The organism is Pseudomonas fluorescens, from assembly GCF_900636825.1.
Lineage (GTDB): Bacteria > Pseudomonadota > Gammaproteobacteria > Pseudomonadales > Pseudomonadaceae > Aquipseudomonas > Aquipseudomonas fluorescens_BG.
In genome coordinates this window covers 2,095,895-2,119,072 of record NZ_LR134318.1, presented here as the reverse complement: position 1 = coordinate 2,119,072, position 23,178 = coordinate 2,095,895, and the positions used below count along the sequence as shown (strand labels likewise).

General features: G+C 60.0%; 18 protein-coding genes and 3 tRNA genes. All 21 read right to left on the bottom strand.

Features of this window, described 5'->3' with window-relative positions; all coding sequences use genetic code 11:
* Position 1: 1 nt before the first annotated feature.
* Positions 2-541 (bottom strand): (2Fe-2S)-binding protein, encoded by a 540-nt coding sequence (locus EL257_RS09545; protein WP_126361956.1) that lies wholly within the window; start codon positions 539-541, stop codon positions 2-4.
* Positions 534-3,365 carry a xanthine dehydrogenase family protein molybdopterin-binding subunit gene (locus tag EL257_RS09540; protein ID WP_126361954.1) on the bottom strand — a complete coding sequence of 944 codons (2,832 nt, stop codon included), beginning with the start codon at positions 3,363-3,365 and terminating at the stop codon, positions 534-536. Before EL257_RS09540 ends, EL257_RS09545 begins: the two co-directional genes overlap by 8 nt.
* A gap of 482 nt (positions 3,366-3,847) precedes the next feature.
* Positions 3,848-3,924, bottom strand: a tRNA-Asp gene (locus tag EL257_RS09535).
* Between the two features lie 92 nt (positions 3,925-4,016).
* Positions 4,017-4,093: transfer RNA gene (locus EL257_RS09530), tRNA-Asp, on the bottom strand.
* Positions 4,094-4,148: 55 nt separating this feature from the next.
* Positions 4,149-4,224, bottom strand: a tRNA-Val gene (locus EL257_RS09525).
* 179 nt (positions 4,225-4,403) lie between these two features.
* The gene (locus EL257_RS09520) at positions 4,404-5,180 is read right to left on the bottom strand and encodes an SDR family oxidoreductase (protein WP_126361952.1); all 777 of its coding nucleotides are present in this window, start codon (positions 5,178-5,180) and stop codon (positions 4,404-4,406) included.
* Complete coding sequence (locus tag EL257_RS09515; protein WP_126361950.1) at positions 5,177-6,388, bottom strand: O-succinylhomoserine sulfhydrylase; 1,212 nt, start codon at positions 6,386-6,388, stop codon at positions 5,177-5,179. Before EL257_RS09515 ends, EL257_RS09520 begins: the two co-directional genes overlap by 4 nt.
* Positions 6,389-6,462: 74 nt before the next feature.
* Positions 6,463-7,968: an amidophosphoribosyltransferase gene (purF, locus tag EL257_RS09510; protein ID WP_126361948.1), complete on the bottom strand. Its 1,506-nt coding sequence runs from the start codon at positions 7,966-7,968 to the stop codon at positions 6,463-6,465.
* A gap of 41 nt (positions 7,969-8,009) precedes the next feature.
* Positions 8,010-8,570, bottom strand: coding sequence for a CvpA family protein (locus EL257_RS09505; protein WP_008083218.1), 561 nt, complete (start codon positions 8,568-8,570; stop codon positions 8,010-8,012).
* A 98-nt stretch (positions 8,571-8,668) separates the two neighbouring features.
* Positions 8,669-9,319, bottom strand: coding sequence for an SPOR domain-containing protein (locus tag EL257_RS09500; protein WP_126361946.1), 651 nt, complete (start codon positions 9,317-9,319; stop codon positions 8,669-8,671).
* On the bottom strand, positions 9,303-10,610 hold the full coding sequence (gene folC / locus EL257_RS09495) for a bifunctional tetrahydrofolate synthase/dihydrofolate synthase (RefSeq protein ID WP_126361944.1): 1,308 nt from the start codon (positions 10,608-10,610) through the stop codon (positions 9,303-9,305). The genes EL257_RS09500 and folC overlap by 17 nt, the downstream gene beginning before the upstream one ends.
* Entirely contained in the window at positions 10,607-11,527 is a 921-nt protein-coding gene (gene accD / locus EL257_RS09490; RefSeq protein WP_126361942.1) for an acetyl-CoA carboxylase, carboxyltransferase subunit beta, read from the bottom strand. The genes folC and accD overlap by 4 nt, the downstream gene beginning before the upstream one ends.
* Before the next feature lie 350 nt (positions 11,528-11,877).
* Positions 11,878-12,498 carry a phosphoribosylanthranilate isomerase gene (locus EL257_RS09485; RefSeq protein ID WP_126361940.1) on the bottom strand — a complete coding sequence of 207 codons (621 nt, stop codon included), beginning with the start codon at positions 12,496-12,498 and terminating at the stop codon, positions 11,878-11,880.
* 64 nt (positions 12,499-12,562) lie between these two features.
* Positions 12,563-13,387: a tRNA pseudouridine(38-40) synthase TruA gene (gene truA / locus EL257_RS09480; RefSeq protein ID WP_172604546.1), complete on the bottom strand. Its 825-nt coding sequence runs from the start codon at positions 13,385-13,387 to the stop codon at positions 12,563-12,565.
* 277 nt (positions 13,388-13,664) lie between these two features.
* Complete coding sequence (locus tag EL257_RS09475) at positions 13,665-16,331, bottom strand: FimV/HubP family polar landmark protein (RefSeq protein ID WP_126361936.1); 2,667 nt, start codon at positions 16,329-16,331, stop codon at positions 13,665-13,667.
* A 208-nt stretch (positions 16,332-16,539) separates the two neighbouring features.
* A complete protein-coding gene (locus EL257_RS09470) occupies positions 16,540-17,550 on the bottom strand; it encodes an aspartate-semialdehyde dehydrogenase (protein WP_126361934.1) in 1,011 nt (336 codons plus the stop codon).
* Between the two features lie 272 nt (positions 17,551-17,822).
* The gene (gene asd, locus EL257_RS09465; protein ID WP_007913448.1) at positions 17,823-18,935 is read right to left on the bottom strand and encodes an aspartate-semialdehyde dehydrogenase; all 1,113 of its coding nucleotides are present in this window, start codon (positions 18,933-18,935) and stop codon (positions 17,823-17,825) included.
* 66 nt (positions 18,936-19,001) lie between these two features.
* Positions 19,002-20,084 (bottom strand): 3-isopropylmalate dehydrogenase, encoded by a 1,083-nt coding sequence (gene leuB, locus EL257_RS09460; RefSeq protein ID WP_126361932.1) that lies wholly within the window; start codon positions 20,082-20,084, stop codon positions 19,002-19,004.
* A gap of 54 nt (positions 20,085-20,138) precedes the next feature.
* Positions 20,139-20,906 carry a class I SAM-dependent methyltransferase gene (locus EL257_RS09455; protein ID WP_126361930.1) on the bottom strand — a complete coding sequence of 256 codons (768 nt, stop codon included), beginning with the start codon at positions 20,904-20,906 and terminating at the stop codon, positions 20,139-20,141.
* A gap of 114 nt (positions 20,907-21,020) precedes the next feature.
* Positions 21,021-21,665 (bottom strand): 3-isopropylmalate dehydratase small subunit, encoded by a 645-nt coding sequence (gene leuD / locus EL257_RS09450; protein WP_025111182.1) that lies wholly within the window; start codon positions 21,663-21,665, stop codon positions 21,021-21,023.
* Between the two features lie 10 nt (positions 21,666-21,675).
* A complete protein-coding gene (gene leuC / locus EL257_RS09445) occupies positions 21,676-23,094 on the bottom strand; it encodes a 3-isopropylmalate dehydratase large subunit (RefSeq protein ID WP_126361928.1) in 1,419 nt (472 codons plus the stop codon).
* Positions 23,095-23,178 lie beyond the last annotated feature (84 nt).

Sequence of the window (23,178 nt, the reverse complement as noted above, 5' to 3'; positions counted from 1 at the left end):
TTTAACCCTCCTTGACCAAGCCGAGATCGGTCAAGACGTTGCGGGTGGCGTTGTAATAACGCACATACCCGGTGCAACGGCAGACATGATGACCGAGGCTGTCCTCGATGACTTTTTCCAACTGACTTTTGACGATCGGCTGACGTTGCAGTTTTTCAACCAGAACGGTCGCAGCGTTGACGAAACCTGGCGCGCAGTAACTGCACTGGAAGGCGAATTCGTCGACGAATCGTTGCTGAATCGGGTTCAATTCGGTGACCTGGCCCGACTCGTCGCGCTGGGCATGGCCTTCGATCGTGCGGACTTTTTTGCCCTCGAAGTAATGCGCACCGGTGATGCAGGTACGCACTTCTTCGCTGGTGCCGTCCGGGTTGTCGACGATCACCACGCACGCATGACAGATGCCCTGGCCGCAGCCCAGACGCGAACCGGTGAGGTTTTTGTATTCGTGCAGGTAGTCGATCATCGGCAGGTCATCAGGGATGTCCACCGGACCGACGGATTGACCATTGAGAGTCAGTTGAAGCGGACGGTTAGCCATTGAGGGCCTCCTTGATGCGCGCAGCAGTGATAGGCAGATCGCGAACACGTTTACCGATGGCATGCGCCACGGCGTTACCGATGGCCCCGACAATCGGGATCATCACCACCTCGGCAATGCCTTTGGACGGGTCGCTTGGCGACAACGCCGGCAGAATCTCTGCCGTCTGCTTCCACACCGCGACATGACGGGCCATCGGCAGGCGATAACGGTTGAAGTTCCAGTCACCCTCCCCCGGCCCGCCTTCGTACAGCGGCATCTCTTCCATCAACGCGTGGCCGATGCCCATGGCGATACCGCCTTCGAGCTGGCCCTTGACCAATTCTTCGACCAGCACCCGACCGCACTCGACCCAAGAGTGGTGGTTGAGCACTTCGACTTCCGCTGAACCTTTGTTGACTTTCAGCTCGACCAGCGTCGCCACCGGGCTGTAGTAAGTCACCGCAGCGTTATTGAGTTGCACCACCGGATAGTTGATGTTCTGCCGATCGAGCAAGTGGAAGCCCGCCGTGTTCATCAACGCTTTTTTCGCGTTAGGTGCACCGTCGCCGTATTTCACCGCCAGACCGTCGAGCGGCAGGCGCTCGCGTACACCGTCGATGCTGTATTCGGCCTCGGCCCAGCTCCAGCGGTTGAAGCCGTGCACAGTGGCCGCCGTGACCAGACCACGTTCATGCGCATGTCTGGCCAGCTCTTCGAAGCTCAGCGGCTGCATGCCGTTGGCGGTGAGTTTGCCGTCCACCCAATGGGCATCTTCGCGACGAACAACGTAAGGGTTGGCCTGGCCGCCGTAAGGGCCCTGCCGCCAAATCTCCAGCGCCGCTGGCCACAGACCATGGTTGAACAACACGCGCGCCGCTTCACGGGTGGCGTGGCTGAAATAGTAAGCCGAGTTGGTTGCAGACGACGCCGAGGCGAGTTTGCCGACCCAGCGCGGATTACGCAGCAGATTGTCCTGCTCGGCCTGGCTCATGATGTAAGGGTTGCCGCTTGTGATCAGCTGCAGTTCCTTCCATTCGGTCTCGCCCGTCTTCACTTCGTGCGCCGGGCTACCGAGGAAGTCGGCGACGACCAAGGCTTGCGAAGTGGACATGCCGGTACCGATCTCGATGCCGATATGGCGCAGAGTGATGCGACCGTCGGCCGTAAACTCGATGCTGGCCATCGGCGCTTCCGAACCGGTGCCAAAGTCTTTCTGGCAAATCGCAAAACCGACGCCGTACCAGTTGTCCGGATCGGCCGCTTCGCGCTGTTTCTTGATCGCGTCGCGGTTTTTCCAGACCTCGTGTACCGAGGCTTTGTCGAGGATTTCGTGCAGACGCAACGCACCGGCCGGGATCGCTCCCTGGGTGTTTTTCATGCCGGAACGCAGGGCGTTCTTACGGCGCAAATCGATCGCGTCGACACCCAGCCGATTGGCAATTTCATCGACCATCATCTCGGTCGCGGCCATGCTTTGCAGGGTCCCGTAACCACGCATCGAACCGGCTTCCACCGCGCGCGAGTGATACGCCGTAACCTGCAAATCGTTCTGCGGCATGTAGTAGATCGACTGCGCCGCCGTGGCGCCAACCGCCGCCACCGAAGGGCTGTAGTTAACCCGGCCGCCGCCATCGACGCTCATTTCTGCGCGGAAAATCTTGAAGGTGTAATCGTTCTTGTCCACGGCCAGCTGGTAGCGGATATCGAACGGGTGCCGCTTGATACCGCTCTGGAACTGCTCATAGCGGTCGTTGGCCAGCCGCACCGGCACACCGGCGCCGTACAACGCAGCAAGAGCGGCGTAATAAACGAAAATGTTGTGGTCTTTGGAGCCGTAGCCAACGGTGTAGCCGGGATGCATGTTCAGATTGGCCAGCCCGAAGCGCGACGGCCCGATCATTTTCGCCGTCTCGGTGGCAGTCTCCAGCGGGCACTGAGTCGCTACCACGAAATGCAGGGTTTTGGTTTTCGGGTCGTACCAACCGTTGCCGTTGTCTGGCTCAAGGGCGGCTGGCTCGATCGAAGGGGTTTTGTAGCGCTCGTCGAACACCAGCCAGTGGTCTGGCGGGGTGTCGATCTCTTTCTTCATGCGGTCGGCGTAGAACAAACCGCGTTCGGTCAGATTGCCGTGCAGATTGGGCTGCGAATCCCACACCGGACGGCGGTTTTTCAGCATCGGAAACAGGATCGAATCCTTGAGGCTGGCGAATTCGTCTTCGTCCGCCGAGGTCGCACCACCGACACGCACGTAGCGGAAGCTGCCGTAAGGATCGCCTTCGTAGAACGGCACTTTGGCACCGTAACGAATCGCTTTGTCATTGAATTTAAGTTGATTTTTGGCTTGGCGGAAACGCTCGAAATCGTTCCAGATCAGGATCGCCACTGGATGGCCGATGAACATCGGCACTTTGCCTTCAGGCAGCAAAGGATCGGGCGCATGCTCTTCCGGAAAAACGATGCCGTCTTTTTCCAGGTCGGCCGCGGTGACGATGCGGTCCGGCTGCAAATCGGCACCTAGCCACGACAGATCGTAGCCGTCATAGATGCGGTCGGCCTTGATGGTTTTCAGCAGCATGGCGTGGCCTTGCTGCTGCGGCCAGCCCGGCATGTCCTTGGCGCGGATGTCGCGGGCAAACACTTTGCTGCCGCAGACCTTGGACAACGCATCGTTACGCTGGCGTGCCTTGCCATTGTTGCCGAGCCATTTCTCGGACGGCACGGTCACGCTGTTTTCCATCAAGGCAGCCAGCGCCTGACTGCTGAGCGGCGTGAGCGTGACGCTCACACCCGCCACCAGCCCGCCTTGGAGGAACGAGCGCCGGGATATTTCACGGTTGGACATGGATCATCCTCTGGGCGGTTATACGTCCGCCCTTTTGGTTATCTACTGGGAAATCTCGAGTCGTGCAGAAGCTCTTTCTGGCGAAGCAAAGAGCTGTGTTGACAGTGCAAAGCTGACCGAAAGGTTAACTTTAAAGGTTTCTGAGCCCGCAGAAAACAACCAGTTACAAAAACCTGACTAAATATTCAAAAAATCAATGCGACGCGGCACCGCAGGACGCTCGACATTCCTGTAGGAGTTGTCGAGTGAAACGAGGCTGCGATCTTCTGGATTGGGGTGCTGAGATTAAAGGCAAAAGATCGCAGCGTGCCGCAGCTCCTACAGGGATTGTGCAGGACAGGGAAAGGAGGAAAACAAAGAGGGGGTCAAATTTCAGACACAAAAAACCCCGGTCTTTCGACCAGGGTCTTTGCTATCGATTCCGAACCAGCCGATGGCTGCTTTCGGTGCTTCAAGGCGTTCAGTGGTCCTTGGAGCAGATATGGCGCAGCGGACGGGACTCGAACCCGCGACCCCCGGCGTGACAGGCCGGTATTCTAACCGACTGAACTACCGCTGCGTATCGCTTTGAGCTTGCGCTCAAGTAACTCGTTTGATTGCAAGCTTCGGTGCTATGCAATCGCGAATCAGATCATACTGACTCGTAAAATATGGCGCAGCGGACGGGACTCGAACCCGCGACCCCCGGCGTGACAGGCCGGTATTCTAACCGACTGAACTACCGCTGCGCGTCGGTGCAGGCACTTTCAGCCTACGTTCTTGCCTGAGCAAGTTTCTCGGGAGTGGTGGGTGATGACGGGATCGAACCGCCGACATTCTGCTTGTAAGGCAGACGCTCTCCCAGCTGAGCTAATCACCCGTTTGCATCTCCGAGGCCGCGAAATTTACGCAGGTAGCGAACCTAAGTCAATAGCAGGATTAGAGTTTTTTTCAAAAACAGATTTTAGCTGCAAGCTGCAAGCTTCAAGAAAAAGCAAGATCAGCGAAAGCAGGCACACCACCATCATGCTTCTGCTTGCCGCTTGAAGCTCGAATCTGCTACTGCTCGTAAATCATCTTCTTGGTCATGCCGCCATCGACGACAAATTCCTGCCCGGTGACGAATCCGGCGTTGCGCGACAGCAGCCAGGCCACCATCGCCGCCACATCCTCGACCGTCCCTACCCTGCCCGCTGGATGCTGGGCATGATCGGCGTCAGCCAAAGGCTCAGCGCGGCGCGCAGACGGATCCCGTGCATCGATCCAGCCCGGACTGACAGCATTGACGCGGATTTCCGGCCCGAGGCTGATTGCCAGCGCATGGGTCAGCGCCAGTAATCCGCCCTTGCTTGCCGCATACGCTTCGGAGTCCGCCTCCGATTGGCGCGCACGGGTGGAAGCCAGATTGACGATCGAACCGTTATGCGCGCGCAAATAAGGCGCGCAGTGCTTGGCCAATAGCATCGGCCCACTGAGATTCACCGCCAACACGCGATTCCAGTAGGCCAGATCAAGGCTTTCCAGGGTGATGTTGTGCGGATCGGCAACCGCCGCATTGCATACCAGCGCATCGAGGCGACCGAACTGCCCCAGCACTTCGGCAACGCCGAGTGCAACCTGGGACTCGTCAGCAACATCCATCGCGATGAACCAGGCATTTTCGCCGAGCACCTTCGCGACTTTCGATCCGCGCGCACGATCCAGATCGGTCAGCACCACCTGCCAGCCTTCGCTGAGCAGCCAGGCCGCAATCCCCAGACCAATACCGCGCGCCGCCCCCGTGACCAGCGCAACGCGGCCATGGGTAGCGGATTTCGGCGTGGACAACTCGATCACAACGCCGCCAGACCGCGCGCCAGGTCGGCTTGCAGATCCGCCACATCCTCCAGACCGACCGCAACACGGATCAGGCTGTCGCGGATGCCCGCCGCTTCACGCTCCTGCGGCGCCAGACGGCCGTGGGACGTAGTACTTGGGTGGGTGATGGTGGTTTTGCTGTCACCGAGGTTGGCGGTGATCGAAATCAATCGAGTAGCATCGATAAAACGCCAGGCGCCCTCTTTGCCGCCCTTGACCTCGAAGCTGACCACGGCACCGAAGCCCTTCTGCTGACGCTGAGCCAATTCGTGCTGCGGATGGCTCTTGAGACCGGCGTAATGGACTTTCTCGATACCGTCCTGCTGCTCCAGCCATTCGGCCAGTTGCTGGGCGTTGGCGCAGTGGGCCTTCATCCGCAGGTTGAGAGTTTCCAGGCCCTTGAGGAAAATCCACGCATTGAACGGGCTCAGTGTCGGCCCGGCGGTACGCAGGAAACCGACAACTTCTTTCATCTGCTCGCTGCGGCCAGCGACCACACCGCCCATGCAACGGCCCTGGCCGTCGATGAACTTGGTCGCCGAGTGCACAACGATGTCCGCACCGAGTTTCAGCGGCTGCTGCAAGGCTGGCGTGCAGAAACAGTTGTCGACCACCAACATTGCGCCTTTGGCATGAGCAATCTCCGCCAGCGCAGCGATGTCGACCAATTCCGCCAGTGGGTTCGACGGGGATTCGACAAACAGCAATTTGGTGGTCGGCTTGATCGCCGCATCCCAGGCCGCGAGATCGGCCAGCGGGACGTAGTCGACTTCCACGCCAAAACGCTTGAAGTATTTCTCGAATAGACTGATGGTCGAACCGAACACGCTGCGCGAAACCAGGACGTGATCGCCGGCGCTGCACAGGCTCATCACCACAGCCATGATCGCGGCCATGCCGGTTGCGGTGGCAACGGCCTGCTCGGCACTTTCCAGCGCAGCAATGCGCTCTTCGAATGCGCGCACGGTCGGGTTGGTATAACGCGAGTACACGTTGCCCGGCACTTCACCGGCAAACCGCGCCGCCGCGTCGGCGGCGGTGCGGAACACGTAGCTCGAGGTGAAGAACATCGGATCACCATGCTCGCCTTCCGGCGTACGGTGCTGACCGGCACGGACGGCCAGAGTATCGAACGCTACACCTTCAAGGTCGCTGTCCAGCCGACCGGCATCCCATTCCTGACTCATGCTGTCACTCCTTGCCCTGTTCTCGAAAAATTAAAAGTCAGATACAAAACCGGCCCCTCAGGGCCGGTGTTCACTCAGTTGTTGTACAGATCGATGATCGCACTGACCGCCTGGGTCTTGACCTTCGAGGCATCATTGCGTGCCTGCTCGATCTTGTTCAGGTAAGCCTCATCGACGTCACCGGTGACGTACTTGCCATCAAACACCGCGCAATCGAAGTTGTCGATCTTGATCTTGCCGCCACCCACCGCTTCGATCAAGTCAGGCAAGTCCTGATAGATCAGCCAGTCAGCACCGATCAGATCAGCCACGTCCTGGGTCGAGCGGTTGTGCGCGATCAGTTCGTGCGCGCTTGGCATGTCGATACCGTACACGTTCGGGAAACGTACCGCCGGGGCCGCCGAGCAGAAGTAGACGTTTTTCGCACCGGCTTCGCGGGCCATCTGGATGATCTGCTTGCAGGTGGTGCCGCGCACGATCGAGTCGTCGACCAGCATTACGTTCTTGCCGCGGAATTCCAGCTCGATGGCGTTGAGCTTCTGGCGTACCGACTTCTTGCGAGCCGCCTGGCCCGGCATGATGAAAGTCCGGCCGATGTAACGGTTCTTGACGAAGCCTTCGCGGAACTTCACGCCCAAGTGATTCGCCAGTTCCAGCGCGGCGGTGCGGCTGGTGTCCGGAATCGGGATGACCACATCGATATCGTGCTCTGGACGCTCGCGCAGGATCTTTTCGGCGAGTTTCTCGCCCATGCGCAGACGCGCCTTGTACACCGACACGCCGTCGATGATCGAGTCCGGACGCGCCAGGTAGACGTGTTCGAAAATGCACGGAGTCAGCGATGGGTTGGTTGCGCACTGACGGGTGTGCAGCTTGCCGTCTTCAGTGATGTACACCGCTTCGCCCGGCGCGAGATCGCGAATCAGGGTGAAGCCGAGCACGTCCAGCGACACGCTTTCGGAAGCGATCATGTACTCGACGCCTTCGTCGGTGTGACGTTGGCCGAACACGATTGGACGAATGCCGTGCGGGTCACGGAAACCGACGATGCCGTAACCGGTGACCATTGCCACTACGGCGTAACCACCCACGCAGCGGTTGTGCACGTCGGTTACGGCAGCAAACACGTCTTCTTCGGTCGGCTGCAGCTTGCCGCGCTGGGCCAGCTCGTGGGCGAACACGTTGAGCAACACTTCCGAATCGGAACTGGTGTTGACGTGACGCAGATCGGATTCGTAGATTTCCTTGGCCAACTGTTCAACGTTGGTCAGGTTACCGTTGTGCGCCAAAGTGATGCCGTAAGGCGAGTTGACGTAAAACGGTTGGGCCTCGGCCGACGTCGAGCTGCCGGCGGTCGGGTAACGGACGTGGCCGATACCCATGTGGCCGACCAGGCGCTGCATGTGACGCTGCTGGAACACGTCACGCACCAGGCCATTGTCCTTGCGCAGGAACAACCGGCCATCATGGCTGGTCACGATACCGGCAGCGTCCTGGCCGCGGTGCTGGAGCACGGTTAGCGCGTCATACAGCGCCTGATTGACGTTCGACTTACCGACGATACCGACGATGCCACACATGCGACGCAACCCCTACTTAATGGATCTGAACTGAACAACACTCACTGAGGCGTTTTCGCCGACGGCAAGAGTTGCTCCTTGAACGGAAGATCAGCGGGTACGCTGATTCCGCTGGCAAGCCACTGACTGCTCCACCCAAGGATCAGGTTTTTGGACCAATCGGCGACCAATAGAAACTTCGGCACGAGCTGGGATTCTTTCCACCACCCGTCCTGCTGTACCGGCCCCAGGCTCAACAGCCCGACTGCCACGACCACCAGCAATACGCCACGCGCAGCGCCGAAGGCCATGCCGAGGAATCGATCGGTCCCGGACAACCCGGTGACGCGAACCAACTCGCCGATAAGATAATTGATCATTGCGCCAACGATCAGTGTGGCGACAAACATGATGGCACAGCCCGCGATCACGCGAGCCGATGGGGTTTCGATGTATCCGGCGAGGTACTCGGACAATGAGCCACCGAACATCCAGGCAACCGCTCCTGCGATGATCCAGGTCACCAGCGATAATGCTTCTTTGACGAAGCCGCGGCTCAGACTGATCAAAGCGGAGATGGCGATGATTGCAACGATCGCCCAGTCAACCCAGGTAAATGGCACAGTGCAGCCTACAGACGGATAAGGCGGCGCATTTTAGCAGAGCGCATGGCTGTCGGTAAGCTGCGATTGTCAGTGCTTTTCAATCGGGGTGATAGATTTCAGCCACGTTCAGGCTGAAAACGGACAACGAAGCCCTTGAGGTTCTGCTGACGGCTCAACAGATCACGCAGACGATCAGCTTCGGCGCGCTCGATCAGCGGACCGACGAAGACCCGATTCTTGCCATCAGCCGAGCGAATATAGGCATTGTAGCCCTGGCTACGCAGGTTTTTTTGCAGGCTCTCGGCGCTCGCGCGACTCGACAGGCTGGCCAATTGCACAGACCAGCTGACCGACAGACCATTGGCATCTACGCGACTCTGCGTGGTGTCAGGTTTGCTCGTCGCCGATGTGATCGGCTGGGCAGGCGCCGGGATCGGCTTGGCCACTGGCGGCGGTGTCGCGGGACGGGCAATCTGCGCGGGTATGGTCGGCGCCGCGGCCACTGGTGCGGGAGGTGCGGTTTCTTCAGCGACTTCTTCGTCAGTCGGCACAGGCTCTTGTGGCAAGGCTTGGGGTTCGGGAACCGCCACCGGATCCATTTGCACCTGCGGCAAGGACGGCGCTTGCGGCGCTGAAGGCGCCTCGACGGTCACTTGACGCTGCTCATCCTGACGGGAAAACAGCATGGGCAGGAAGATCACCGCCAGCGCAACCAGCACCAACGCGCCAACCATGCGCTGCTTGTACGCTTTATCCAGCAAAGCCATTTGCCGCTTCCTCCGTGGAGCGCCGGGCCAGCCATTCAAGGGCCTCGGCGACACAATAAAATGATCCGAACAACAGAATCTCGTCGTCGCTGGTGGCCACTTCACACTGCCCTTCCAGCGCGGCAGCAACACTGTCATAAGACGTGACCGAGGCACCCAGACCCTGCAATGTCGCGTGAAGCTCAGCAACCGGGCGGGCGCGCGGAGAATCCAGCGGCGCCACCGCCCAATGCTCGACACTAGCACTCAATTCGCCGACAACACCATCCAGATCCTTGTCCGCCAGCAGACCGAATACCGCCAGACGCTTGCCAACCGGCGGCCGCGCGGTCAGCCGACGAGCCAGATACTCGGCAGCATGCGGGTTGTGGCCAACGTCCAGCAACAGATTCAGGCGCTTGCCGTTCCAGTCGAACGAGCGCCGATCCAGACGACCGACCACGCGAGTCGCTCGCAAGGCCGCGACAATCTGCTCGGCATCCCATGGCAAGCCGCTCAGCAGATACGCCTGCAATGCCAGCGCGGCATTTTCCATTGGCAGATCCAGCAACGGCAAATCCCGCAGTTCTATAACCTTGCCCTGCGCATCGGCGCCGCGCCACTGCCAGTGCTGATCGGTGATGCCGAGATCGAAATCACGCCCGCGCAGGAAGAATGGACAGGCCAGCTCACGCGTCTTGTCGAGCAACGGTTGCGGAGGATTCAAATCGCCGCACAAGGCCGGTTTGCCGTGACGAAAAATCCCGGCCTTTTCGAAAGCCACGGATTCGCGAGTGCTGCCCAGATAATCGGCATGATCGACGCCGATGCTGGTCACCAGCGCAATATCGGCATCGACGACGTTGACTGTGTCCAGGCGCCCGCCCAAACCGACTTCCAGCACCACAGCGTCAAGCCCGGCCTGCTGAAACAGCCAGAACGCCGCCAGGGTGCCCATCTCGAAATAAGTCAGGGAAGTTTCGCCACGCCCGGCTTCGACCGCTGCAAAGGCTTCGCACAGCTGAGCATCAGTGGCTTCGACGCCATTGATTTGCACCCGCTCGTTGTAACGCAGCAGGTGCGGAGAATTGTAGACACCAACGCTCAGGCCCTGCGCGCGCAGCAACGAAGCCACAAACGCGCAGGTAGAACCCTTGCCGTTGGTGCCGGTGACCGTGATCACCCGAGGCGCCGGCTGACCCAGCCCCATACGGGACGCTACCTGTTGTGAACGCTCCAGGCCCATATCGATGGCCGACGGATGCAACTGCTCAAGGTAGGCGAGCCATTCGCCAAGGGTGCGCTCGGTCATACGTTGGCAGGTGCCGGCGGAACCACGATCGGCTCGATTGGCGCAGCGACGAATTTCGGCGTCGGCTTGCCGGTCATTTGTGCCAGCAGGTTACCCAGACGCGGACGGAGTTCCTGACGGTGAATGATCATGTCGATTGCGCCGTGCTCCAGCAGGAATTCGCTGCGCTGGAAGCCTTCTGGCAGTTTTTCGCGCACGGTCTGTTCGATGACACGCGGACCGGCGAAGCCGATCAGGGCTTTCGGCTCACCGATAATGACGTCGCCGAGCATCGCCAGACTCGCGGAAACACCGCCGTAAACCGGGTCGGTCAGTACGGAGATGAACGGGATGCCTTCTTCACGCAGACGCGCCAATACTGCCGAAGTCTTGGCCATCTGCATCAGCGAGATCAGCGCTTCCTGCATGCGCGCACCGCCGGAAGCGGCGAAGCAGATCATCGGGCAACGGTTTTCCAGCGCGTAGTTGGCGGCGCGGACGAAACGCTCACCGACGATGGCGCCCATGGAACCGCCCATGAAGTTGAATTCGAATGCCGACACCACCACAGGCATACCCAGCAAAGTGCCGCTGACGGAAATCAGCGCATCTTTCTCGCCGGTCTGCTTCTGCGCTGCGGTCAGGCGATCCTTGTACTTCTTGCCGTCGCGGAATTTCAGACGGTCAACCGGCTCCAGATCGGCGCCCAGTTCATTGCGACCTTCGGCATCGAGGAAGATGTCGATGCGTGCACGTGCGCCGATGCGCATGTGGTGATTGCACTTGGGGCAAACGTCCAGGGTCTTTTCCAGCTCAGGACGGTACAGCACCGCCTCGCAAGACGGGCACTTGTGCCACAGACCTTCAGGCACCGAGCTCTTCTTGACCTCGGAACGCATGATCGAAGGGATCAGTTTGTCTACTAACCAGTTGCTCATGCTTTCTTTCTCCAGTACCGGCGGCCCGAACGCTCTGGTTCGCAGCCCCGCGTATGCCCTTGAGCTAAATTCATGTGTGTGGCGATGGTTGCCGAACAGCCACGGTCAGCGCGAAACATGACCTGCGTGCCATCTGGAAACCCTCAGCCGCGCCTGCTTTGTGCAAGTGCATTGATGGACGGCGGCAGACTGCCAGCCGTCACATCATTATCGGAACCCGTGTGGGAGTGGTAGGAGCTGAGGAGTGCACCGAGGTTGCGATCCTTTGATTCTGTTTTTTTAAGATCAAAAGATCGCAGCCTCGTTGCACTCGTCAGCTCCTACAGGTTCCTACAGGTTCCTACAGATTCCTATGCGCTTTTTACTGCGTTGATGAATGCACGAATCTTTGCGGCATCCTTGATGCCCTTGCTCGCTTCCACCCCGCCGCTGACATCGACCGCGTAAGGTTTTACCCGTGCCACCGCGTCGCCGACGTTTTCCGGCGTCAGGCCACCCGCGAGGATGAACGGTTTGCTCAAACCCCGCGGGATCAATGACCAATCGAACGCCTCACCGGTTCCGCCCGGCACACCTTCGACGTAGGTATCGAGCAGCACGCCGCTGGCGCCCGGAAAGGCGTCGACGGCAGCGCCGATGTCATCGCCAGCCTTGACCCGCAGCGCCTTGATGTACGGACGGTGCCAGCCTTCGCAGGTTTCTGCGGTCTCATCGCCATGGAACTGCAAAAGATCCAGCGGCACGGCATCGAGAATTTCCCCCAACTCGCAGCGGCTGGCGTTGACGAACAGACCCACGGTAGTCACGAACGGCGGCAACGCCTGAATGATCGCCCGTGCCTGCTGCACGCTCACCGCACGCGGGCTCTTGGCGTAAAACACCAGACCGATCGCATCGGCGCCGGCTTCGACGGCGGCCAGCGCATCTTCTATGCGAGTAATGCCACAGATCTTGCTGCGAACGGCTGACATGTCAGGAAAACCTCAAGGCAAAAGCCGAAAACGTCCCGGATGGTAACAAAAGCGTCGGAAGGCGTCAGCCGTCAAGTTCGGAGAAACCCGTAAGGAAATGTGGCCCGATGAAACGCTCGGGCAACGGAAATTCATCGTGATACTCCACTTGCACGAGATACAAACCGTACGGATGCGCCGTCACGCCGCCGGAACGGCGTTCGCGGCTTTCCAGCACTTCCTTCATCCATTCCACCGGGCGCTCGCCAGCGCCGATGGTCATCAGGACCCCAGCGATATTGCGCACCATGTGGTGCAGGAAGGCATTGGCGCGGATGTCGAGCACGATCATCTTGCCGTGTCGGGTCACGCGCAGGTGATGCATCTTCTTGATTGGCGACTTGGCCTGACACTGGCCAGCACGGAAGGCGCTGAAATCGTGGGTGCCGATCAGATACTGCGCCGCCTGCGCCATGCGCTCGGCATCCAGTGGACGATGATTCCAGGTGATTTCTTCGTTGAGATGCGCCGGGCGGATCTGATCGTTGTAGATCACGTAGCGATAACGCCTGGCGATGGCCTTGAACCGCGCATGAAAATGCGCCGGCATTACTCGCGCCCAGCTGACACTGATGTCGTGAGGCAGATTGATATTGGCGCCCATGACCCAGGCTTTCAGCGATCGATCAACCTGCGTGTCGAAGTGCACCACTTGTCCGCAGGCATGTACGCCAGCGTCGGTACGTCCGGCGCATTGCAGGGAAACCGGCGAATTGGCGACTTTCGACAGGGCCTTTTCGAGTTCTTCCTGCACGGTTGCCACACCGGTCAACTGCCGCTGCCAGCCGCTGTAGCGCGAACCTTTGTACTCCACGCCCAGGGCGACGCGGTAAAAGCCGTCGGGGGCCATTTCGGCGACCGGGTTATCTATGTTTGCCAAGTGGGACAGCCTGCTGATTTGCAAAGGCGGGCATTATAAGGTGGTGGGCGGGGGATGCCAGAGGTTCTCTGTCGCCTGATCTGCCGCCATCGCTGGCAAGCCAGCTCCCACATTGATTTGCGGCGTGCACCCAACCTGTGGGAGCGGGCTGCTGCCAGCGATGACGACAGCACTGATAACCCTTCATCCAGCACAAACAAAAACGGCAGCCTCAATGGGCTGCCGTTTTCATTTACCGCTGAACTTACTACAGGCTGGACAGCATATCTTTGGCTTCGCCCCGCTGCTTTTCGTCACCCTCGGTCAACACTTCGTTGAGGATGTCGCGAGCGCCGTCGGCATCGCCCATATCGATATACGCCTGAGCCAGATCGAGCTTGGTCGCCGCTTCGTCAGTGCCGGCGAGGAAGTCGAAGTCGTCTTCACCAAGATCGTCACCCATCGCGGCGTCCGCTTCGGTGAAGGTCGGCTCGGCGATGCTCTGCGACAGGCGATCAAGCTCGGCGTTGACGTCGTCCAGCTCTGCGCCGAAGGCGTCAGGCTCTGCAGCCGTATTGCTGTCCATCTCGTCGGCCAGCGACAGATCGAAATCGGCCGGCAACTCCAGATCATCCTGCGGTACGTCAGCCACCACCGGCGGCTCGACTGGCGGCAGATCTTTCACGCCGTCGTCCAGATCCAGAAGGAAATCGTCGTCCGCGAGATTCACCGCTGGCGTCGGCTCGGCACCGAGATCCATGTCCAGGTCGAAATCAGACAGATCGTCGAGATTGTCTTTCATTGCGGTTTGCTGTTGCAGGACCGATTCGAAGCTCAGGTCATCGTCCGCCGGGAATGCGTCCAGCTCGACCGGCGCTTCAGGTTCGGCGATCGGCGCTGGCGCCACTGGCGTTATGTTGTCGAGATCGTCCAGGCTCAGGTCAAATGCGCTATCCAGATCCTCTTCAACGGGCGCTGGCGCTGGGGCTTCAGGCTCATCCAGCAGCAAATCCTTGACGTATTGCGCGTCCAGCTCGGCCGCGACCGCAGCCGCCGCGAGACCACCAGCGGCGATCAGTGCCATGGCCGGGAAGCGACTTTTCAGCGCTTCGACCTTGGCAAAGTTTTCGCCATTGGCTACCAACTGGCGCTCCTGGCCGACGAATGCATCGCGGTCACCCTGCTGACCGTAAACCTCCATCAGCTTGAGGCGCAGATCACTGCGTTGCGGCTCCAGGCTGACGCCCTCTTCCAGCAGCGCGGCAGCCTGATTCAAGCGACCGGCGTTGATGTGCGACTGGGCCTTGTCCAGCACGTCGTCAGAACGTTCGGCGGCCGGTGCCACTAGCGGCGCCGCAATCGGCGTGGTCATCACCACCGGCGCCACGACCGGTGCCGGTGCCGGCGCTGGTGCTGGTGTCGGAGGCGTATTGAGCGTGACGCTCGCTGCCGGCGTTTCCAGACCTGCGAAGCTGCTTTCCGGCAGATCCTGTTCCGCCGAGAATTCCTGTTCTTCAGCCAGCGCCCGCGCCATGCGCACGTGCTTCTCGGCTTCCTGCTGAGCCTTGCGGCGGCGTGCCAGCAACAGCAGCAAGAGCAACAGCACCACTGCGCCGCCACCGATCAACCCCAACAGAATCGGATTGGTCAGCAGCTCGTTGAAGGTCTTCTCGTCGTCCGCAGCGGCGGGAGTCGTTTCGACCACAGGCTCGACGACCGGCTCAACCGGCGTTTCGGCAGGTGGCGCCATCGCTGACTCTGGGGTCGGCGCGGCCGCGGCCGCTTCAGCCGGGGTCGCTGGTGGCGTCGCGGCCAACTCGGCGGTGATGGCTGGAACCGGTGCCACCGCGCCATTGACGCCCGGTGCAGCGCCCGCCCCTTCGGCCTGTAGTTTCGCCAGTTGGTTGTTCTTCAGCTCGATCAGTTTTTGCAGCTTGTCCAGCTGACTCTGCAGATCGGACATGCGGCTTTTCAGTTCCTCATTGTCACGACGCGTCGTGTCGAGGTTTTCCTGAGTGACCGCCAGTTTGTTGCTGAGCGCCTTGGCATCACCCGCCGGGCCGTTGCCGCGGGTCTTGGCGCTTTCGGCGGAGACCAGGCTCAGATTGTCCTGAGCGTTCGGTGCCGCGCCGGTATTGCCGCGCCCACGATTGGTGGCATCGAGTTGTTGCTGACCGCTCCCCGGCTTCGCCACATAGCGACGGCCCTGACGCCAGGCTTCGTTCTGCGCCGCGACCTCGGCAATCGCTTTGGACTGCGGCAACGCAGTGCTTTGCACCGGATCGGGCATGCGCAACACCTGACCGGTTTTCAAGCGGTTGATGTTGCCGCCGATGAACGCGTCCGGGTTCAGCGCTTGAATGGCCAGCATGGTCTGCTGCACCGAACCGCCGTTACGCGCCTTCGCGGCAATTTCCCACAGGGTGTCGCGCGGCGTGGTGGTGTATTGCGCCGAGTGCGTAGCGCCAGTCGTCGGCGCGGTGATGGTTTGCGACGGCGCAGGTTGCGCGGCGGCGTCAGCGGTTTGCGGAGAAAACTTCGACGGATCCAGCAGAACGCTGTAATCGCGCAACAAACGTCCGTTTGGCCACATCACCTGCACGAGGAATTTCACCATCGGCTCGGACAACGGTTTGCTCGACGTGACGCGCAGCACGCTTTTGCCGCTGGCGTTGATTACCGGTGTGAAGCTGAGGTCATTGAGGAAGGCCTGACGGTCAACGCCGGCCTTGGCGAAATCTTCGGGTGAAGCCAGACTCGGCACCACTTCGGCGGCAGTAAGATCCTTGACATCGAGCAGCTCGATTTCAGCCACCAGCGGCTGGTTCAGGGTCGACTTCAGGGTCAGCTCCCCGAGCCCGAGGGCATGCGCCATACCGGAGGACAGCGCCGAGGCGGCCGCTATTGCTAACACCAGTTTGCGAACTTGAACCATAGCCTCATCCTTTGTTTGAACGTTCCTCGGCCAGCGAGAAGCTTTTGAATACCGCTGCCGTAAGGCATTGCGCGCGACGACGACAGATGTCGCGCGCGATCATTTCTTTGATGCCCCGGAATGTCCCGGAGGGTGACACGTCATCAAGTGCTTCGGGCAAGCATAGCGCTCACCTAGAATCAGTCGACAAATTGTTGCCAAGTATCTTTTACAGCAGGTCTTTTATCAACAATTCGGCCACCTGCACAGCATTGAGCGCCGCCCCTTTGCGTACGTTATCTGACGTCAGCCACAGATTAAGTTCCGCCGGGTCGTCGACACCGCTACGCACGCGCCCGACGTAGACCACGTCCTGCCCCACCGCGTCACCGACAGCCGTCGGGTAATCGCCGGCATCAACCAGCTCGATCCCCGGCGCCGCTTCGAGCGCGGCGTTAACCTTTTCCAAGTCAACAGCGCTGCCTGACTGCAAGGTCACGCTAAAGCTATCGCCAAAAAACACCGGGGCTTGAACGCAAGTTGCGGAAATCTTCAATAAAGGTTTCGCTAATACCTGACGCAGCTCTCGCACCAGGCGTTTTTCCAGCAGCGTGTGACCGTGCGCATCCGGTGTACCGACCTGAGCCAGCAGGTTGAATGCCATCTGCCGGTCGAAGAAAGTCGGCTCCAGCGGACGCATGTTGAGCAGTTCGGCCGTCTGCCGCGCCAGCTCGGTGACCGCTTCGCGCCCTTGCGCGGATACGGCCAGATTGGCGGTGACATTAACGTATTGCAGGTCGATCAGATCGAGCAGCGGCGCCAGCACCACGGCGAGCGAAGTCGCTGACGGGCTCGGGCTGCTGACCTGAAATGGCGCTTGCAAACCGGCCAGCACGGCGGGATTGGCTTCCGGCACCACTTGCGGCGCTTGCTCGGCCGGCAACGCGCCGGACAGGTCGATGAGCGAGCAGCCGGCGGCGTGGGCACGGGCGGCGTAGCTCAGCGTGATGGCCGGGCCGGCGGCGAAAAACGCCAGTTTGACCTTGCTGAAATCGAACGCGTCGACCTCGCGAACGCGTACGTTTTTATTGCGGAACAGCACCGAACTGCCGGCCGATTCACTGCTGGCGAGCAGGTGCAGGTTGTCGACCGGGAAATCCCGCTCTTCGAGAATCTGTACGAGGGTTTCGCCGACAGTACCGGTGGCGCCGATAACGGCGATATCGAAAGTCTGGGTCATGGAACTACCTCTGGCAAAACGGGGGGAGCGGCACTTTACCGGGTGACCGCCGCACAGGCAATTTCTGCCGGGTTTTGCGGGGCCTGCACCGGCCTCATCGCTGGCAAGCCAGCTCCCACAGGTTTCTGTGTTGTGCATAAATTTTGTGTACAGCACTGAACACTGTGGGAGCTGGCTTGCCAGCGATGGGGTCGGTACAAACACCCCGAGAAATCGATGCATAAAAAAACCCGCACCTCTCAAGGCACGGGTTCTTTCACAACTTCAAACGATCAACGCTCGAGCAGAATCCGCAGCATGCGACGCAGCGGTTCGGCCGCGCCCCACAACAACTGATCGCCGACGGTGAAGGCACCGACGAATTGTGAACCCATGTTCAGCTTGCGCAGACGACCCACCGGAACATTCAGCGTGCCGGTGACCTTGGTCGGGCTCAGCTCCTGCATGCTGATTTCGCGCTGGTTCGGCACCAGTTTCACCCACGGGTTGTGCTGGCTGATCAGCCCTTCGATATCGGCGATCGGTACATCTTTGTTCAGCTTGATGGTCAGCGCCTGGCTGTGGCAACGCATGGCGCCGATGCGCACGCAGATGCCGTCGACCGGGATCGGGCTTTTGAAGCGACCGAGAATCTTGTTGGTCTCAGCCTGAGCTTTCCACTCTTCGCGGCTCTGGCCGTTCGGCAACTCCTTGTCGATCCAGGGGATCAGGCTGCCAGCCAACGGCACGCCGAAGTTTTCGGTCGGATACGCTTCGCTGCGCATGGCATCTGCCACGCGACGGTCGATATCGAGAATCGCGCTGGCCGGATCGGCCAGTTGATCGGCGACAGCGGCGTGGGTCGCACCCATCTGCTTGATCAGTTCACGCATGTTCTGCGCGCCGGCACCAGAGGCCGCCTGATAAGTCATGGCGCTCATCCACTCGACCAGACCGGCTTCGAACAGACCGCCCAGGCCCATCAGCATCAGGCTGACGGTGCAGTTGCCGCCGATGTAGTTCTTGGTGCCCGCGTCGAGTTGCTGATCGATGACCTTGCGATTGACCGGATCGAGAATGATCACTGCGTCATCGTTCATGCGCAGGCTCGACGCCGCGTCGATCCAGTAACCCTGCCAGCCGGCTTCGCGCAGTTTCGGGAACACTTCGCTGGTGTAGTCGCCGCCCTGGCAGGTCAGAATCACGTCGAGGGTCTTCAGCTCGTCAATGCTGTAAGCATCCTTGAGCGGAGCAATGTCCTTGCCCACCGACGGGCCCTGGCCACCGACATTGGACGTGGTGAAAAACACCGGCTCGATGAGATCGAAATCCTGCTCTTCCAACATCCGCTGCATGAGCACGGAACCGACCATCCCGCGCCAACCGATCAGACCTACACGTTTCATCGCAACTACACCTTCTTGAAAAGTGGGCCGCTGCTTTGTATTGAATTTCGCAGCGGGCCCGAGAGATTACAGATTCCGCAGCGCGGCGACTACTGCGTCGCCCATTTCCTGCGTACCGACTTTGGTGCAACCGGGCGAATGGATGTCGCCGGTGCGCAGCCCTTGATCAAGCACGACGCTGACGGCTTTTTCAATGGCATCGGCCGCATCCTGCAGGTTGAAGCTGTAACGCAGCATCATCGATACCGACAAAATGGTTGCCAACGGGTTGGCGATGCCTTTGCCTGCAATGTCCGGCGCCGAGCCGTGGCAAGGCTCGTACATGCCCTTGTTATTGGTGTCCAGCGAGGCCGATGGCAGCATGCCGATGGAACCGGTGAGCATCGAGGCCTGGTCGGACAGGATGTCGCCGAACATGTTGTCGGTGACGATCACATCAAACTGCTTCGGCGCGCGGACCAGTTGCATGGCGGCGTTGTCGACGTACATGTGGCTCAACTCGACCTGCGGATAATCCTTGGCCACTTCTTCGACGATTTCACGCCAGAGCTGGCTGGACGCCAGCACGTTGGCCTTGTCCACCGAGCACAACTTTTTGTTGCGAACCATGGCCATGTCGAAGCCGACGCGGGCGATGCGGCGGATTTCGCTTTCGCTGTACGGCAGCGTGTCGTAAGACTGACGCTCGCCATTGTCCAGAGTGCGGGTGCCGCGCGGCGCGCCGAAGTAGATGCCGCCGGTCAGTTCACGGACGATCAGAATGTCCAGACCGGCAACGATTTCCGGTTTCAGACTCGAAGCTTCAGCCAGTTGCGGGTAGAGGATCGCCGGGCGCAGGTTGCCGAACAGACCCAGTTGCGCGCGGATTTTCAGCAGACCGCGCTCAGGGCGAATGTCACGCTCGATGGTGTCCCATTTCGGCCCGCCCACCGCCCCCAACAATACCGCGTCGGCTGCGCGGGCGCGGTCGAGGGTTTCGTCGGCCAGCGGCACGCCGTGCTTGTCGATGGCTGCGCCACCGATCAGATCATGACTCAGCTCGAAACCCAGGCTGTATTTGTCGTTGGCCAGTTCCAGCACTTTGACCGCTTCGGCCATGATTTCCGGACCAATGCCGTCGCCTGGGAGAATCAGAATCTGCTTGCTCATGCTTTCCTCGTGTCTTCAGTCGGGGCGCCAGCCAAGGCGCGCCCGGAAAAATTCTTAGCGTTCAGCCATCAGTACGATCACATCCGTACTGAACGAGCCGTCGGCATCAATCTCAAAATAGTCACGTACTTCATTGCCCATCGACTGCTGCAACTGGCGGATCGCGGCACGCATCACTTGCGGTGTACGCATGCGCTCAACCCAACTGGTGTACTCCAGATGCAAGCGCTGACGCTTGGTGCTGCGGACATTTAAACCGGCCTCGCTGACCTGACGCAGCCATTGAGCGGCGGAATAATTGCGCACATGGCTGGTGTCGCGCAGCACTTCGACGCTTTGCAGGTAAGTGTCGAACAATGGGCTGCCCGGTGACAACACGTCAACGAAAGCGGCCACACCGCCCGGCTTCAGCACTCGACGCACTTCGCGCAGGGCCACGCCGAGATCGCTCCAGTGGTGCGCCGAATAACGACTGAACACGAAGTCGAACTCGCCGTCGGCAAACGGCATACGTTCAGCGGCACCGTTGACCGTGGAAACATTGCCGATGTTGCGGTCAATCGCAGCGGCCGCGACCACATCGAGCATTTGTTGCGACAAGTCGTAGGCCACCACTTCCTTGACCAGCGGTGCGACGTGAAAACTGACATGGCCAGCGCCGCAACCCAGATCCAGCACGCGAGCCTCGCCCTGCCCTGTCAGCTCAGCTTGTAGCAGTGCGAATTCGGTGCCTTGAGCGTGAACGGCGCTGCTCAGGTAGGCGGCGGCCTGTTCACCGAATTGCCTTTGTACGACCTGAGTGTGTTGGGCGGTGCTGGTCATGGCAGTTTCCTTTCATTTGAAGAATCAAAAGATCGCAGCCTGCGGCAGCTCCTACACGGTGCTCTATGTAGGAGCTGCCGCAGGCTGCGATCTTTTCGGTATCACCACAAATCATTAGGCGTCGCGGAACAACCACGGCTGGCTGACCCGATGCTTGGCCTCGAACGTCGCAATCGCATCGCCGTCTTGCAGGGTCAGGCCGATATCGTCCAGACCGTTCAACAGGCAATGCTTGCGAAACGCATCGATCTCAAAGCGGTACACCTTGCCATCCGGACGCGTCACGGTTTGCGCTTGCAAGTCGACCTGCAATTGATACCCCGGCTCGGCCTCAACTTGCTTAAACAATTCGTCGACTTCAGCGTCGCTCAAGATGATCGGCAGCAAGCCGTTCTTGAAGCTGTTATTGAAGAAGATGTCGGCGTAGCTCGGCGCGATGATGCTGCGGAAACCGTATTCTTCCAGCGCCCACGGCGCGTGTTCACGGCTGGAGCCGCAACCGAAGTTTTCGCGGGCGAGCAACACGCTGGCACCTTGATAACGCTCGGCATTGAGGACGAAGTCCTTGTTCAGCGGGCGCTTGGAGTTGTCCTGGTACGGCTGACCGACATCCAGATAACGCCACTCGTCGAACAGGTTCGGACCGAAACCGGTGCGCTTGATCGATTTGAGAAATTGTTTCGGGATGATCTGGTCGGTGTCGACGTTGGCACGATCCAGAGGCGCAACGAGTCCAGTGTGCTGGGTAAAAGCTTTCATGCTGCGCTCCTTAAATCAATTCACGAACGTCGATGAAACGACCATTCACCGCTGCCGCCGCCGCCATCGCCGGGCTGACAAGGTGCGTACGACCACCGGCACCCTGACGGCCCTCGAAGTTACGGTTGGAGGTCGAAGCGCAGTGTTCACCGGATTCCAAACGGTCCGGGTTCATCGCCAGGCACATCGAGCAACCCGGTTCACGCCATTCGAAACCGGCTTCGAGGAAAATCTTGTCGAGACCTTCAGCCTCGGCCTGCGCCTTCACCAGACCCGAGCCCGGCACGACGATGGCCTGCTTGATGGTCGACGCCACTTTGCGACCCTTGGCGATCACCGCCGCGGCGCGCAAGTCTTCGATCCGCGAGTTGGTGCAGGAACCGATGAAAACGCGATCCAATTGAATGTCGGTAATCGCCTGATTGGCGGTCAAACCCATGTATTTCAAGGCGCGGACGATCGAGTCACGCTTGACCAGATCCATTTCCCTGGCCGGGTCCGGCACATTCTGATCGACGCCCAAAACCATCTCGGGCGAAGTGCCCCAGCTGACTTGCGGCTTGATCTGCGTGGCGTCGAGTTCAACCACGGTGTCGAACTGCGCATCCGCGTCGGAAACCAGGTCTTTCCAGGCTTCAACGGCCATGTCCCACTCGGCGCCTTTCGGAGCAAAAGGGCGGCCCTTCACGTAATCGATGGTTTTCTGGTCGGCGGCCACCAGACCGACGCGGGCACCGGCTTCGATGGACATATTGCAAATGGTCATGCGGCCTTCAACGGACAAGTCGCGAATCGCGCTGCCGGCGAATTCGATGGCGTGGCCGTTGCCGCCAGCGGTGCCGATCTTGCCGATCACCGCGAGGACGATGTCCTTGGCGGTCACGCCGAACGGCAATTGGCCTTCGACACGCACCAGCATGTTTTTCATTTTCTTGGCAACGAGACACTGGGTGGCGAGTACGTGCTCGACCTCGGACGTGCCAATGCCGTGGGCCAATGCGCCGAATGCGCCGTGGGTCGAGGTGTGCGAGTCGCCGCAAACCACGGTCATGCCTGGCAAGGTCGCGCCCTGCTCCGGGCTGATGACGTGGACGATGCCCTGGCGAACGTCGTTCATCTTGAACTCGACGATGCCGTATTCATCGCAGTTGTCATCGAGGGTCTGCACCTGCAAACGCGAAACCTGATCGGCAATGGCTTCGATGCCGCCTTTGCGCTCCGGCGTGGTCGGTACGTTGTGGTCCGGGGTCGCGATGTTGGCATCGATGCGCCACGGCTTGCGCCCGGCCAGGCGCAGACCTTCGAAGGCTTGCGGCGACGTCACTTCGTGGATGATGTGACGATCGATATAGATCAGCGCCGAGCCATCGTCGCGCTGCTTGACCAAGTGCGAATCCCAGAGCTTGTCGTAGAGCGTTTTGCCGGCCATCAGACGGTTCCTCATCAGCTTGTTTCTATGCCCTGGGCTTATCTATAACCCTTTGGCTTGTGAGGCCGATCCTATGGGGTTAGA

What these genes read in the sequence shown, in the direction of transcription:
- EL257_RS09455 (WP_126361930.1), bottom strand. Translation starts at nt 20,906, where the DNA reads ATGACCAGCACCGCCCAACACACTCAGGTCGTACAAAGGCAATTCGGT.
- asd (WP_007913448.1), bottom strand. Translation starts at nt 18,935, where the DNA reads ATGAAACGTGTAGGTCTGATCGGTTGGCGCGGGATGGTCGGTTCCGTG.
- EL257_RS09545 (WP_126361956.1), bottom strand. Translation starts at nt 541, where the DNA reads ATGGCTAACCGTCCGCTTCAACTGACTCTCAATGGTCAATCCGTCGGT.
- EL257_RS09470 (WP_126361934.1), bottom strand. Translation starts at nt 17,550, where the DNA reads ATGACCCAGACTTTCGATATCGCCGTTATCGGCGCCACCGGTACTGTC.
- leuC (WP_126361928.1), bottom strand. Translation starts at nt 23,094, where the DNA reads ATGGCCGGCAAAACGCTCTACGACAAGCTCTGGGATTCGCACTTGGTC.
- folC (WP_126361944.1), bottom strand. Translation starts at nt 10,610, where the DNA reads ATGACCGAGCGCACCCTTGGCGAATGGCTCGCCTACCTTGAGCAGTTG.
- leuB (WP_126361932.1), bottom strand. Translation starts at nt 20,084, where the DNA reads ATGAGCAAGCAGATTCTGATTCTCCCAGGCGACGGCATTGGTCCGGAA.
- EL257_RS09500 (WP_126361946.1), bottom strand. Translation starts at nt 9,319, where the DNA reads ATGGCTTTGCTGGATAAAGCGTACAAGCAGCGCATGGTTGGCGCGTTG.
- purF (WP_126361948.1), bottom strand. Translation starts at nt 7,968, where the DNA reads ATGTGTGGCATCGTCGGTATCGTCGGTAAGTCGAACGTCAATCAGGCG.
- leuD (WP_025111182.1), bottom strand. Translation starts at nt 21,665, where the DNA reads ATGAAAGCTTTTACCCAGCACACTGGACTCGTTGCGCCTCTGGATCGT.
- truA (WP_172604546.1), bottom strand. Translation starts at nt 13,387, where the DNA reads ATGGCCCCCGACGGCTTTTACCGCGTCGCCCTGGGCGTGGAGTACAAA.
- EL257_RS09540 (WP_126361954.1), bottom strand. Translation starts at nt 3,365, where the DNA reads ATGTCCAACCGTGAAATATCCCGGCGCTCGTTCCTCCAAGGCGGGCTG.
- EL257_RS09485 (WP_126361940.1), bottom strand. Translation starts at nt 12,498, where the DNA reads ATGTCAGCCGTTCGCAGCAAGATCTGTGGCATTACTCGCATAGAAGAT.
- EL257_RS09515 (WP_126361950.1), bottom strand. Translation starts at nt 6,388, where the DNA reads ATGAGTCAGGAATGGGATGCCGGTCGGCTGGACAGCGACCTTGAAGGT.
- EL257_RS09475 (WP_126361936.1), bottom strand. Translation starts at nt 16,331, where the DNA reads ATGGTTCAAGTTCGCAAACTGGTGTTAGCAATAGCGGCCGCCTCGGCG.
- accD (WP_126361942.1), bottom strand. Translation starts at nt 11,527, where the DNA reads ATGAGCAACTGGTTAGTAGACAAACTGATCCCTTCGATCATGCGTTCC.